15 protein-coding genes are annotated in these 13,373 nt (G+C 38.2%); 8 read left to right on the forward strand and 7 right to left on the reverse strand.

Translation table 11 applies throughout. The features are described 5' to 3' along the window. Positions 1–123 precede the first annotated feature (123 nt). The 6 genes from IV512_RS01200 (at position 124) to IV512_RS01225 (ending at position 3,843) form a co-directional block, all read left to right on the forward strand. Positions 124–633 (forward strand): RNA polymerase sigma factor, encoded by a 510-nt coding sequence (locus IV512_RS01200; protein WP_100872160.1) that lies wholly within the window; start codon positions 124–126, stop codon positions 631–633. Next, positions 620–1,066 carry a hypothetical protein gene (locus IV512_RS01205; protein WP_209399869.1) on the forward strand — a complete coding sequence of 149 codons (447 nt, stop codon included), beginning with the start codon at positions 620–622 and terminating at the stop codon, positions 1,064–1,066. The genes IV512_RS01200 and IV512_RS01205 overlap by 14 nt, the downstream gene beginning before the upstream one ends. 15 nt (positions 1,067–1,081) lie before the next feature. Then, entirely contained in the window at positions 1,082–1,633 is a 552-nt protein-coding gene (locus tag IV512_RS01210; RefSeq protein ID WP_209399870.1) for a DUF4252 domain-containing protein, read from the forward strand. A 73-nt stretch (positions 1,634–1,706) separates the two neighbouring features. Next, positions 1,707–2,249 (forward strand): DUF4252 domain-containing protein, encoded by a 543-nt coding sequence (locus tag IV512_RS01215; protein ID WP_209399871.1) that lies wholly within the window; start codon positions 1,707–1,709, stop codon positions 2,247–2,249. Positions 2,250–2,286: 37 nt separating this feature from the next. After that, the gene (locus IV512_RS01220) at positions 2,287–2,826 is read left to right on the forward strand and encodes a DUF4252 domain-containing protein (protein WP_209399873.1); all 540 of its coding nucleotides are present in this window, start codon (positions 2,287–2,289) and stop codon (positions 2,824–2,826) included. Between the two features lie 201 nt (positions 2,827–3,027). Further along, a complete protein-coding gene (locus tag IV512_RS01225) occupies positions 3,028–3,843 on the forward strand; it encodes a mechanosensitive ion channel family protein (protein WP_209399875.1) in 816 nt (271 codons plus the stop codon). Positions 3,844–3,907: 64 nt separating this feature from the next. On the opposite strand, the gene IV512_RS01230 is transcribed toward IV512_RS01225, so the two are convergent. The 4 genes from IV512_RS01230 to IV512_RS01245 all read right to left on the reverse strand — a co-directional run bounded on the left by IV512_RS01230 (position 3,908) and on the right by IV512_RS01245 (position 7,631). Next, on the reverse strand, positions 3,908–4,810 hold the full coding sequence (locus tag IV512_RS01230; protein WP_209399877.1) for a mechanosensitive ion channel family protein: 903 nt from the start codon (positions 4,808–4,810) through the stop codon (positions 3,908–3,910). 118 nt (positions 4,811–4,928) lie between these two features. Then, entirely contained in the window at positions 4,929–6,272 is a 1,344-nt protein-coding gene (gene purB / locus IV512_RS01235; RefSeq protein ID WP_209399879.1) for an adenylosuccinate lyase, read from the reverse strand. 85 nt (positions 6,273–6,357) lie between these two features. Next, positions 6,358–6,918, reverse strand: coding sequence for an adenylosuccinate lyase (locus IV512_RS01240; protein ID WP_209399881.1), 561 nt, complete (start codon positions 6,916–6,918; stop codon positions 6,358–6,360). Positions 6,919–6,938: 20 nt separating this feature from the next. Further along, positions 6,939–7,631 carry an NAD-dependent deacylase gene (locus IV512_RS01245; protein WP_209399883.1) on the reverse strand — a complete coding sequence of 231 codons (693 nt, stop codon included), beginning with the start codon at positions 7,629–7,631 and terminating at the stop codon, positions 6,939–6,941. A 35-nt stretch (positions 7,632–7,666) separates the two neighbouring features. On the opposite strand from IV512_RS01245, the gene IV512_RS01250 reads away from it, so the two are divergent. Both IV512_RS01250 and IV512_RS01255 read left to right on the forward strand, forming a co-directional pair. Continuing rightward, on the forward strand, positions 7,667–8,314 hold the full coding sequence (locus tag IV512_RS01250; protein ID WP_209399884.1) for an RNA methyltransferase: 648 nt from the start codon (positions 7,667–7,669) through the stop codon (positions 8,312–8,314). An 82-nt stretch (positions 8,315–8,396) separates the two neighbouring features. Further along, positions 8,397–8,924, forward strand: a complete 528-nt coding sequence (locus tag IV512_RS01255) for an SRPBCC family protein (RefSeq protein WP_209399885.1) — start codon at positions 8,397–8,399, stop codon at positions 8,922–8,924. A gap of 3 nt (positions 8,925–8,927) precedes the next feature. Here IV512_RS01255 and IV512_RS01260 read toward each other — a convergent pair whose 3' ends face one another. From IV512_RS01260 to IV512_RS01270, 3 genes are all read right to left on the reverse strand, one after another. Continuing rightward, a complete protein-coding gene (locus IV512_RS01260) occupies positions 8,928–10,637 on the reverse strand; it encodes an alpha-amylase family glycosyl hydrolase (protein ID WP_245224639.1) in 1,710 nt (569 codons plus the stop codon). A 50-nt stretch (positions 10,638–10,687) separates the two neighbouring features. Beyond that, on the reverse strand, positions 10,688–11,461 hold the full coding sequence (locus IV512_RS01265) for a carboxypeptidase-like regulatory domain-containing protein (protein ID WP_209399886.1): 774 nt from the start codon (positions 11,459–11,461) through the stop codon (positions 10,688–10,690). A 78-nt stretch (positions 11,462–11,539) separates the two neighbouring features. Further along, the gene (locus IV512_RS01270; RefSeq protein WP_209399887.1) at positions 11,540–13,306 is read right to left on the reverse strand and encodes a DEAD/DEAH box helicase; all 1,767 of its coding nucleotides are present in this window, start codon (positions 13,304–13,306) and stop codon (positions 11,540–11,542) included. Positions 13,307–13,373 lie beyond the last annotated feature (67 nt).

The following is a 13,373-nucleotide window of genomic DNA, read 5'->3' on the forward strand; positions in this document are numbered from 1 at the left end:
ATATAATTATCGAAAATACTTACATTCGAAATAGTATAAAAATAATTGTAACAAAAATAACGGTGTATCGTCTTCCTTTTGTAGACCGTTCATCAGGTGTACGAAAAACAACCCGATCAAAAAATGAAACAGTCAGATTTTCTAAAAATTGTGACACCTTTTCAAGATAAACTTTTTCGAATGGCCAAACGACTATTGGTCTCTCGGGAAGAGGCTGAAGACGCGACTCAAGAGATTCTTTTGAAACTTTGGTCTAAAAGCAAGGCCATAAGTTCTTATAACAACGTCGAGGCCTTTGCAATGACAATGACTAAAAATTTCTGTCTAGACCGACTGAAATCAAGGCAAGCAGGTAATTTGAAATTGGTACATAGTAATTATCGTGAAAACAACACATCGCTACAAAAGCAAGTGGAGGCCATAGACAGTGTAAACTGGGTGCAACGAATTATGGAAGAGTTGCCAGAGCAGCAGAAAATGGTATTACAACTTAGAGATATCGAAGAGTATGATTATGAAGAAATATCAGAAATGTTAGAAATGAAACCGACAGCTGTACGGGTCGCTCTATCGAGAGCACGAAAAACAGTAAGGGAAAAATTAATGGAAAAACATAGCTATGGAATTGGATAGGATTGAGCATTTATTGAAAAATTATCTAGAGGCTAAAACATCCGTTGCAGATGAGAAAATATTGAAAGCGTATTTTTCACAAGATGATATAGCCCCTCATTTAGAAGCTTACAGACCCATGTTCAGATATTTTGCAGTCAGCAAAAAAGAACAGTATACCAAAGGGGTGTCGTTGGGCAAAAAGAAAAATGCTTCAAAACAAATGTATTCTTGGCTTTCGGTCGCTGCAATCGCTCTATTAATGGTCGGCGCCTACTTTGGTAAAAACTATCATGAGCAGCAGCAGTTAGAAAAGCAAAAGGCAGAATATGCCTACCAAGAGACTAAAAAAGCGTTAGACCTCTTGGCCGAAAACTTCAGTAGAGGTACTGAGAAAGTGGCATATTTGAATGAGTTTGTCGAGGCAAAAGAAAAGATATATAACAAGAATTAAATCAAAACCCGAAAAATGAAAAAGATAGTAACAATAATAGTGATGGCGATTATGCCAGTTGTGGCCATATCACAATCTTTATTCGATAAGTATGAAGATTTAGATAATGTGAGTGCCGTAGTGGTGAACAGAAGTATGTTCAATCTGCTTAGTAAAATCGATGTTGAGGTAGACGATCCCGAGGCTCAAGATTTTATGGATATTGCTAAAAGCCTAAATAATCTAAAGGTCTTTATTACCGAAGACCGTAGCATTGCTTCCGACATGAAGATAGCTGTAGATAAGTATTTAAAATCTACAAAGTTAGAAGAGCTGATGCGAGTTAAAGATAAAGATACCAATGTAAAATTTTATATACGTAGTGGTAAAGACGATGACCATGTAAGTGAATTGTTAATGTTCGTAACAGGTATACAAAATGCAGATATTGACGTAAACGGAAGAAAGATAGAGACCGTTCTTCTTTCTTTAACAGGAGATATAGATTTGAACAAGATTGGTTCATTGACCAAAAAAATGAATCTGCCCGAAGAACTAAATGAAGCTGGTAAGAAAGGTGGTCGTTAAGGTGGGTAATCCATTCAAATAAATCAAATTATTAATAAATTCAATATTCATCAATCAATTAAAATCAACAGTCATGAAAAAACTTAATGTAGTATTAGCAATTCTTTTAATGCCCTTTCTAGGGTGGTCACAGTCTATTTTCGATAAATATGAAGATATGGACCATGTGGCATCGATTACCGTGAACAAAAGCCTGATACGGCTAGCTGGCAATGTGGCGGCTTTTGACCGAGAAAACGAAGAAGCACAAGATTTTGCGGAGATTTCTAAAGGCTTGAATGGAGTAAAGGTTTTTATTACCGAAGATTTGGATGTATCACGAGATATGAAGAAATCGGTAGATAAGTATTTGAAATCGTCTTCTATGGAAGAGCTGATGCGTGTAAAAGACAAAGAAGCGAACGTAAGATTCTATATCAAGGAGGGTAGAGACCAAGATCATGTAAAAGAATTATTACTTTTTGTTTCCGATATTAATAATGACGAATTTGAAATCGGTAATAGAAAGTTTGAAAGTATTTTGGTTTCATTGACCGGTGATATCGACTTGAATAAAATAGCTGCACTTACCAACGGTATGAACCTTCCTGAAGAGCTTAATAAAGCAGGTAGGTAAATAGTCGTTTCATCGAACAGCAACTAAATTCGAAACCATGAAAACAATAAAATTAATCTTTGGCATCTTCTGTATCGTAATCTTTGGGTCATGTTCATCTACCCAAAGTCTGCAGGAGTATTATGTAGACAATTCAGAGAATCCAAATTTTTTATCTATAGATTTACCTGTTAGTCTTTTAAATCTTGAAAAAGCGGAACTTACCGAAGAGCAAAATGATGCACTGGCCTCATTGAGAAAGTTGAATGTACTGGCCTTCAAAATTACAGACTCCAATCAAGCTGAGTTTCAGATGGAAAAAGGCAAAGTGAAATCAATTTTGAAGGGTAGCCAGTTCACCGAGCTAATGAAAATGAATACTAGTTATGGTAAAGCTACCATTAAGTATTCTGGTGATGAAGAGTCTATAGACGAGGTAGTTATTTATGGAGATAATACCGAAAAGGGATTCTTACTTGTTCGTGTTTTGGGTAGCGGTATGAACCCAGCCAAAATGATGCAATTTTTGCAAGCTTTACAAAAATCAGAATACAGAGGGGAAGGTCTTGGCCAACTGGGTGAGATGCTCAAAGGGTAACGAATTGCTTTAAATAAGAATAAAATCCTGCATCAGAGGTTTTCTCGATGCAGGATTTTATCTGTTTAGAGTATAATGTGCTAAAGATTACACCTTTTTGATGTCATGAACTAAATGTTTCATTCATAACAAAAAGATTACATGGGCTTTATCGATGTTTTTTTTAACTTAGAAGCTTAACACTAACTAAATTATTTAATTATGGAACAAGCTGAAATTTGGATGAATAAAGGAATCGATTTTGCAGTTGAGTATGGGCCTAAAATCGTAGGTGCCATCTTGATTTTTATTATCGGTTCATGGATTATTAAAAACCTGCTGAAAGGCGTCCGAAAAATGATGGCAAAGGGTACCTACGATGATTCTTTACAACGTTTTTTGGTAAACATGCTTTCTTGGGCGTTAAAGGCATTATTGGTAATAATAGTTATTTCGACCCTAGGTGTTGATGTAACTACATTTGCCGCAATTATAGCTGCAGCAGGTTTAGCGGTAGGTCTAGCTTTACAGGGATCGCTATCCAATTTTGCAGGTGGGGTCCTGATTATGATTTTTAAACCTTATAAGATCGGTGATTTGATAGAAGCCCAAGGTGTCTTAGGTGGAGTAAAGGAAATTGAAATATTCACGACAAAATTAATAACTCCCCAAAATAAATTGGCCATAGTGCCTAACGGTGCGATGGCGAACGGTAACATAATTAATTATACTGCCGAAGGTAAGATGAGGGTAGATACGACCGTAGGGGTTGGCTATGATGAAGATATTAAAAAAACCAAAGATGTACTTCTCGAAGTGCTTACCTCTAACCCAAAAGTGTTGCAGGATCCTGCACCTTCGGTTAATGTTTCCGAATTGGGTGATAGTTCTGTTAACTTTGCCGTACGACCTTATTGCAAGCCAGAAGATTACTGGGATGTTTATTTCGGTACTATCGAAGGGTGTAAGTTGGCCTTGGATAAAGCGGGTATTGAAATTCCTTATCCACATCAAGTAGAAATACAGAAAAAAGGGTAATAGTTTTAAGAGAAAATAAAAAAAGCTTCCAGTCCGGAAGCTTTTTTTATAAAAGTGATATACCTTATTGTTCTTTAGAAACAGCATCTTGAGAATGTACGGTTAAATTGTTTTTACCAAAATCCAATGTTCTAATTGGGAACGGAATGTTAATATCACGCTCATCGAAGTGAGATTTAATGAGTTTGACTGCTTTATGCCTAGCGGCATGCTCATTTTTGAAACTTTTGACATCAGTCCAAAAACGTACCATAAAATTAATTGAACTATCACCAAATTCAGTATAAAAGAATTCGACGGATTCACCATCATTTTGCTTGAAATTCTCACTTATGACTTTCACCGTAAGATCTTCAACTTCTTGAAGATTACTTTCATACCCGACCCCACAATTTACAAAAACACGACCTCTATCGGTCAATGAATAATTTGTGAACGGCCCATCTACAAATTTTGAGTTAGGTATTACAGTTATGTTATTTTGAGGGGTTCGAATAACTATGTTTCGAAGTGTAATTTCTTCTACAACTCCCGATGCGTCGCCGTTCTTAATAAAATCGTGAATTTTGATATTGGGCATAAAAGAGAGCAAAAACCCCCCAACTGTATTGCTCAGGGTGCCCTGTAAAGCCAAGCCTATAGCCAGACCGAGAACTCCGGCACCGGCCAGAATACTGGTAAGTAATTTATTTAAATCGAGAACACTTAGTGCAAAAAAGAAACCTATGAGAAGAACGACTACAAAAACGGTCTTAGCAATAATCTGTTGTATCGATACTTGTGCTATTTTTTTTAACAAAGTATTTCTGAAAAGATTGCGTAAGCCACGGGCGATAAAATAGAATAAGACCATAATTAATATGGCCAAAACGAGATTGGGTAATTTTAAGATAATGGCATCAAGCCATCCGTCCATTTTTTCCCAAAGTTTTCCTATTGCATCTTGTACCGAAAATTTATCCTCCATTTTGATTGGTTTTAGTTGTTCAAGAAGTTTCTTCAACTAGAAACGTAAATTTATACGAATGGGGCAAACTTAGAGGATGTATACCGAACCTTTTTGTGCTATTCAAAAAATCCTTGACTTATACGCCCGTATAATTGCTTGGGGTAATCGCCTTCAATTCTGTCTTGATAGAATCTGAGACATCGAGGGTTTCGATAAAATTGGCAATCGATGTTTGATTAATGGCCTCATTGGTTCTCGTCAAACCTTTAAGCGCTTCGTATGGGTTAGGGTACCCTTCTCGGCGTAAGATGGTTTGAATAGCTTCGGCTACAACGGCCCAATTATTTTCTAAATCTTGTTCGAATTTCACTTTGTTCAAAAGAAGCTTGTTCAGGCCCTTAAGGGTTGACTGAAAAGCGATTGCCGTGTGAGCAAAGGGTACACCAACATTTCTTAGAACCGTGCTATCGGTAAGGTCTCTTTGAAGACGTGAAACGGGAAGCTTTGCAGAAAGGTGTTCGAAGACCGCATTCGCTATACCCAGATTACCTTCAGAATTTTCAAAATCGATAGGGTTTACCTTATGGGGCATCGCAGATGAACCAACTTCACCTTTTTTAATTTTCTGTTTGAAATAATCCATAGAAACATAGGTCCAGAAATCGCGGTCAAGATCTAAGATAATGGTGTTGATTCTTTTTAACGTATCGAAAAGCGCAGCCATATGATCATAATGCTCTATCTGTGTGGTTGGAAAGGAATGGTGCAATCCTAATTTCTCTTGAACGAATTTCTGTCCGAACGCTTTCCAATCAGTATTTGGGTAGGCAACTCTATGTGCGTTATAGTTTCCCGTGGCTCCACCAAATTTTGCGGCACTAGGTATATCGTTCAATAGATTGAACTGTTCTTTCAGTCGTGCTACGAACACATCAATCTCTTTACCCAACCGAGTTGGCGATGCGGGCTGGCCATGGGTTCGCGCTAGCATAGGTATTTCGGCCCATTCTGAAGCTAATTCCTTTAATTTTTCAAGCAATTCAAGATAACCAGGAACATATACTTCGTTCATGGCCTCTTTAATTGATAAGGGTATGGCGGTATTATTGATGTCTTGTGAGGTAAGACCGAAATGAATAAATTCTTTGTAATCTGAGATTCCTAATTTATCAAATGCCTTTTTAATAAAATACTCAACGGCCTTAACGTCATGATTGGTTACGTTCTCTATTTCTTTAATTTCTTGAGCGTCTTTGGTATCAAAATTCTTGTAAATTTCTCTAAGTGCACTAAACTTTGACTGGTCGAAATCAGTTAACTGGGGCAAGGGTATTTCGCATAGGGCGATGAAATATTCTATTTCGACAAGAACCCTGTATTTAATTAGTGCCTCTTCAGAAAAATAGGAAGCCAGAGATTCAGTTTTAGTTCGGTAACGACCATCTATTGGAGAAATGGCATTTAATGCGTTTAGTGACATACGATCGGTATGGTTTAAATTTTGAAAAAAGCAAAGATACCATAAGATGTGGATTTAGAAGATGATCAATGCCCTAAAAAATGGTTTATTTAAGCTTCGCAAGCGTATGCCGAGCTCTAGCTTTATATGCAGCGCTACCATTGTGATAATTTTGTTCTATAATTACTTTAAGTTCTGAATGGATCCAATCGAATTTTCGACCCAATAGTAATAAACTTGTCATTGAATAGGCTTTTGCGGCCACTTTGTGCTCACCTATTAACCAGTCGAAACAGGTAGTGGCTATGAGTTCTAGATGATGGTCGGTTAGATTTTTTTGAATTTCGCTCCTAGGTTGGGCAAAATACGCCTTAACGAGAAACTCACAAATTTTGGCCATTGGCCTTACGGCAGAATCAAGATGTACCCTACCAATATTTTTTGTGAAGAAATCTAAGTGCGGAATGATATAGTTCAAATTTTCTTTTGCCGTAAATTCTAACACCCAACTTGCCCGATTTGAAATCGGATTATCTACGTTGAAAGCAATTTCCATTAGCGGCCTGACCAATCGTAAATTATTCAAAACCAAAGAGGACATCTCGGCACGTTTCTCTCGTGAATGGTTTACGTAATCTAACGATTGATAAAGTTCTTCTTTGGTCACAATTTCAGATGTTTTTTATTTTAGCCCAATTTTAATAGCTCATGTATAAGTTCGGGTACGCCTTCTGCCGCTTTTTTTGGTATAATTTTCAGGTTGTCGAAATCATTCTCAGAAATACTAGGTTTAGGGTCTATAAAGTAAATAGGTGTACCTGGGGTGGCATAATTTACCAATCCCGCAGCGGGATATACCTGCATAGAGGTACCTATAATAATCAAGATATCGGAATCAGCAGTAATATGAACTGCTTTCTCCAACATCGGAACCTCTTCACCAAACCAAACGATATGAGGGCGCAACTGATGACCTTTCGAACAGAGATTGCCCAAGCTGAGGTCTTCTGCCCAGTCTAAAACACACGACTCATCACCGGTACTTCTCACTTTTAAAAGCTCACCGTGAAGATGAACGACGTTGGAACTTCCACCACGTTCGTGTAAATCGTCAACATTTTGGGTAATAATCGTAACATCGAACCCATTTTCTAAATCAGCTAATGCCATATGGGCTTTATTTGGTTGTACTTGGGGCAATTGTCGTCGTCTCTCATTATAAAAATTGAGAACTAATTCGGGGTTCTTATGAAAACCTTGGGGTGAAGCTACTTCCATAACATCATGGCCCTCCCAAAGTCCATCGGCATCTCTAAAGGTGTTGATCCCACTTTCGGCACTGACTCCAGCGCCAGTTAGTACAGTAATTTTTTTCTTCATTACCATAAAAATAGAGTTTTTATTAATTTAGATTTATGAACGATGGCCTACTTCTTGAATATTTAGAGGGATTTATTACCAAAAAACGTAAAAATAGATTTATTGAAATTTTAGAAGAACGCACAAATTTTCTGACCGTTGCCATAGAAGATGTGTATCAATTGCACAACACAAGTGCCGTTATTCGTAGTTGTGATGTTTTCGGTATACAAGAAGTGCATGTTATAGAAAATCGTTTTGGTAAGCGCTTAGATAAGAATATTGCAATGGGTGCACAGCAGTGGGTAGATGTACACAGATATGAAACAACGACCCAGTGTATTGATACTTTAAAAGCAAACGGATATAAGGTAATTGCGACCTCACCCCATAACGAGTCATGTTTATTAGATGATTTTAAGATTACAGGCAAAACGGCATTTCTTTTCGGAACCGAGCGTGAGGGTTTAAGCGAAGAAGCTTTTGCACAATGTGATGGTTCGTTAAAAATACCCATGTTGGGTTTTACCGAAAGTTTAAATATATCGGTATCGGCGGCCATAATTTTACAACACCTTGCCAACGAATTAAGAAAAACCGATTTTAAATGGCAGCTTACGGAATCTGAAAAATTGGATAAGCGACTTGACTGGACAAAAAAATCAATTAAGAGCATAGACGAGATTCTTCAAAGATTTAGATAGATTGCTATTTAAGTATGGGCTAAATTTCAATAAGCGATTCTAATTTTTTTGTACATTTAAAATCCAACCAATTGAAAAACAAATGTATATCGCACTCTACATCATTGTAGGGCTCATTGCCCTAGTTATATTTCTTGCACTTATTGCTCCAAAAACGTATAAGGTTTCGAGGTCTATTGAAATATCGAGGTCTAAACCCGAAGTGTTCAATTATCTTAAATCTTTGAAGAATATGGATGATTGGTCTCCATGGGCCAAGAAAGACCCGAATATGGATAAGAAGTTCACTGGAGTTGATGGAGAAGTCGGATCGGTAAGTTATTGGAACGGAAACAAAGATGTCGGCGAAGGCGAGCAAGAAATAACGAGAATAGTTGAAAATGAACGTATTGAATCTGAACTTCGTTTTTTGAAACCTTGGAAATCTACTTCTGATTGTTTTCTGCAAATAGACGAGGTTCAAGCCGACAAATCAAAAGTGACTTGGGGTTTCACGGGCGATCATAAATTTCCTATGACTATAATGATGCTGTTTATGAGTATGGATAAGGCCGTCGGAAAAGATTTTGAACTGGGGTTGGCCAATTTAAAATTGAACCTTGAAAAGTGACTTTTACTGGGCAAGTTCAAGCAGGGCAATGTCGTAATCATTATCAAGTGCCACATGTCCGTTTTCGACGGTTACACTTGTTCCGGAGTAAGTGTCGTAGAGTTTGGTGCCATCTCCAAAGAAACCTTTGACTAATAATGATTTTTTTCCTTTAGGAAGATTCAATCCCACAACTACTTTATCTTTATAATCGTCTTTAACATATGTTCTACTGAATACATACGGACTTTTAGATAATTGCTTGTGTCGACCTGCACCGATGGCTAAGTGGTTGATTCTAAAACTTCCCAGTTTTTGCCAGTGTTTAAGAATATTTTGTTTTTCCGGTAGGCTATCCAATTCCTCCCAATTCATAAACGAACGAAGTGTAGCATCCCCTTGAACGGGGTTGTCAACCGTACCTTCAATAATCAAATCTCGAGCAGTTTCGTCTCCGTAATAAATTTGCGACGCCCCTGGAGTGAGCAATAAAGCATTGGCGGCTTTGTAAGGGTCATTGCGATTTTGGTCATAAGGGTTGCCATCATCGTGAGAGGTAAGATAGTTGACCACACCTTTTCCCGATAGTTCAGAATGTAATTTCTTATGGTATTTTTTAAAAATATACTCATAATCTTTTTGTGTATCGGTCTTCAATTCAAAATTGATCAGGCTCTGAAATCCATGGGAAAAATAGTCAACGGACGTATCTCCGAAATTGTATTCCCTTCCCCCGGAAATACCATAATTATAAACTTCGCCCACCATAAAGAACGGTGTATCGTCCAACACCTTTTCAGGATGCATTTTTTTCCAGTTTTCGAAGGCATAGGAAGCTTCCTCATACAGCTCGCCCCAAGCATTTTCGTTCACGTGCTTTACCGTATCTACGCGAAAACCATCGATACCTAAGCTGTGCACATAGTCGGTAAGCCATTTAATAATATAAAAGCGTGGTGCTCTAGGGTGACCGGTACGCTCAAAAAATAATTGAAGTTCATCAAGTTCTTGACTCAACCTACCTTCCTTTTTCCATTTGGCCAATAGAGCATCGGGTAGTTCAACGGCTTCATTCGATTCGGTAATAATATCAGGTAGGTTCTCTACCAATGTGCATTTCGTGGTATTATCGTAATTGGTAAAATCACATATAGGTGCTGTTCTGACCCATTCTTCTGGCCAAACAGGATCCATATCGGTAACCGGACCGGTGTGATTAAGTACGACATCCATCAAAACACGAATGCCCTCTTTGTGGGCTGTTTTGACCATGTTTTCGAGTTCTTTTTTAGTTCCGAAATTGGGGTCGATGGCAGTCCAGTCTTTTGCCCAATAACCATGATACCCGTAGGTATTGCCAGTATTTTCGTCGGTAGCACCGTGAATTTGTTCGACAACAGGGGTAAACCAAATGGCATTTACTCCTAAATCAGAGAAATACCCTTCTTCAATTTTTTGGGTTATACCAACTATATCACCGCCCATAAAACCTCTTAATGGACCAGTAGGCTCAGTTCTATCAAAGTTAATGTCATTTTCGGTTTTACCGTTGTTAAAGCGATCAGTAAGTAAAAAATAGATATTGGCACCTTCCCAAGCGAATGGTTTGACCATTGTGGAATCATCTTGCGACTCTATTACGGTCGTCGCTGTGTCTTTAACCGGTTCTTTATTTTGTTCGACACATGCAGCGACCAAAAATAAAAAACATACCGCGGTGAGCAGTTTCTTCATAGACATCTATTTTGTCTAAAGCTATAAAATGCCGTGGGGAAATCAAAGAATTATTTTTTGCGGTTGAGCACCTTAAATTCTTCGTAGCAACTGCTTATGGCATCAAGAATTTGAAGGTCATTGGCAGTTCTAATAAATGATTTTGAGTAATTGCAATTATTTAAAATATCTTCAATATCAACTTTTTCTATCTGAAGAAGTTCGGTAAGCGTCTCTCTGTCAAATTTCGAAGCCAATAAATCACGTATTTGGTCATCTTCTTTCATTTTTCGTAGCTTTCGCATCTGATTGGGTCGTTTGCCAAAGAGGTTTCGCAATAAATCTGCCGGGTTAAGAATGGCTCCAAGTACTTTCGTGACTGCACTAGGGTTTTTATTGCCCCCTTCGTAACTTACTGAAAGTCCAGAAATACTGTATTGATATGAATTGTTGATAGGAAAATTTTTCACATCGATTTCAAGATAACCAGTCAACTGGTATGGGCGTACAATTACTTCTTCTAAAGCATATGCGAGTTCGGTAAGCGCAATTTTAGTATCTTCAAACTTGAACATATCATTGGTAACCCTAATTTTTTGAGATTTAAAACCCAAAAAGGAGAAATAAAGTGTATCGTTGACGGCCGCGGTTATAGAAAACTCACCATTGTCATTGGTAATGGTACCTACGACCTGATTTAAGTTTACCACATGCACGCTGCCCATAGGTTTTTCGGTTTGGGCGTTGATGACTACCGCGCTTAGTTTTTCTTCAGTAAGATTTTCCTCTTGAGCAAATAGGGTTATGCTAAAACAGAGAAATAGAAAAGATAGGAGTGCTCTCATTAAAAATTAAATGCAAGGCTAAAATTACTAAACAAAACGAAAAAATACGCCGAAGCGTATTTTTTAATATATGATTAACTAAAAGAAGTCGCTTCTGTTCTTCTTGCTTCTTCTCTTACCTGAATGGCTCGAAGTGCTCTTCGAAGAGCTTCTATCTCTTCTTTTACCTCGACCTCCTCGGTCGTTATCTCGACCTCGTCTTTTTGACTTGTTTTTTCTCCCACGGCCACCATCACCCCCTGGGCTCTTAGATACTTCTACATTTATAAACCTGCCTTCAAGTTTAAAGTCTGTGAAAAATTGAAGAATTTGGTCTTGATGTTTCTCATCGGTATTAAAGAATGAGAAAGTATCTTTTGTATCGACTTTATAAACATCTTCTTTACCAAGGCTAAGAGTATCTCGCAAGAAATCTTTTAGCGACATCCAATCATAACCGTCTTTTTCGCCTACATTAATGAAATAACGAACAGAGCCATCGGAAGGCATATGATTGTTTCTGTCAGAACGTTCGTTTCCTGCAGAACTATTCAGGTCTTTGGTTTTATTGTAGTAGTTAGAGAATCGTGTAAACTCGACCGATACGATTTTTTTGATCAGTTCATCCCTATCAATGCCTTCAAGTACTTCGTTGATGGCGGGTAAATAGTTCTCGACATCTTTGTTGATTTTAGTATCCTTGATTTTATTGGCAAGATGATAGAGCTGAATTTCGCAAATTTCAATTCCTGTAGGTATTTTTTTGCTAATAAAACTCTGCTGAATTTTTCGCTCTATGGAATGAATTTTTCGCATTTCACTTTTGGTAACGATTACCATTGAAATACCTGATTTACCTGCTCTACCGGTACGCCCACTACGGTGGGTGTAAGTTTCTATTTCGTCGGGAAGCTGATAGTTGATAACGTGGGTAATATCATCGACATCGATACCTCGCGCGGCAACATCGGTGGCCACCAACATTTGAATCTGCTTTTTACGAAAGGCGTTCATGACCAAATCACGCTGATTTTGGCTAAGGTCACCGTGTAATGCCCCGGCGTTGTAACCGTCTTCGATAAGCTTTTCAGCTACTCTTTGGGTGTCTCTTTTTGTTCTACAGAAAACAACGGAGAAAATATCAGGGTTGGCATCTGCCAATCTTTTCAGGGCAGGGTATCTATCTCTTCCTCCGACTACATAATATTCATGTTGTACATTGGATGTACCCGCATTTTTAGCTCCTACCGTTATTTCGACGGGGCTGTGCATGAACTTTTTGGCAATGGTTGCCACTTCTTTTGGCATAGTAGCCGAAAACAACCATGTAGACTTTTCTTTTGGAGTGTTGGAAAGAATTTCTTTAATGTCTTCATAGAAGCCCATATTCAACATCTCGTCAGCTTCGTCAAGAATACAGTAGTCGATTTTTGAGATGTCGACCAGTCCGCGACCGATCATATCTTTCATACGGCCGGGTGTGGCAACAACTATTTGTGCACCACGTTTGATTTGTCTGGCTTGTTCCGTAATGCTTGCTCCGCCATAAATAGCCACGGTACTAAGACCTTTCTCGTATTTCGAGTATGCTTGCATTTCACTTGTAATCTGCAAACAAAGTTCTCTGGTGGGGGAGAGAATCAAACCTTGAGTGGTTCGACTCTTACTGTCTAGTTTTTGAATAAGAGGAAAACCGAATGCGGCAGTTTTACCGGTGCCGGTCTGAGCGAGGGCCACCAAATCGGTCTCGCTTTCCAATAAGATTGGGATTGCTTTTTCCTGTACTTCCGAAGGGCTTTCAAATCCCATATCGGCAACAGCATCTAATAAGGCTTTGTTTAGCCCTAGTGCTTCAAATTTTGTCATAATAATAAGGTATACTTAATCGCTAATAGGTGTGTTGCGTAGAGCGATTATCGTATAACCCTTAGAC

Origin of the sequence: Pseudozobellia sp. WGM2, from assembly GCF_017810075.1 — a bacterium.
In the GTDB taxonomy this organism is placed as follows: domain Bacteria; phylum Bacteroidota; class Bacteroidia; order Flavobacteriales; family Flavobacteriaceae; genus JADNYK01.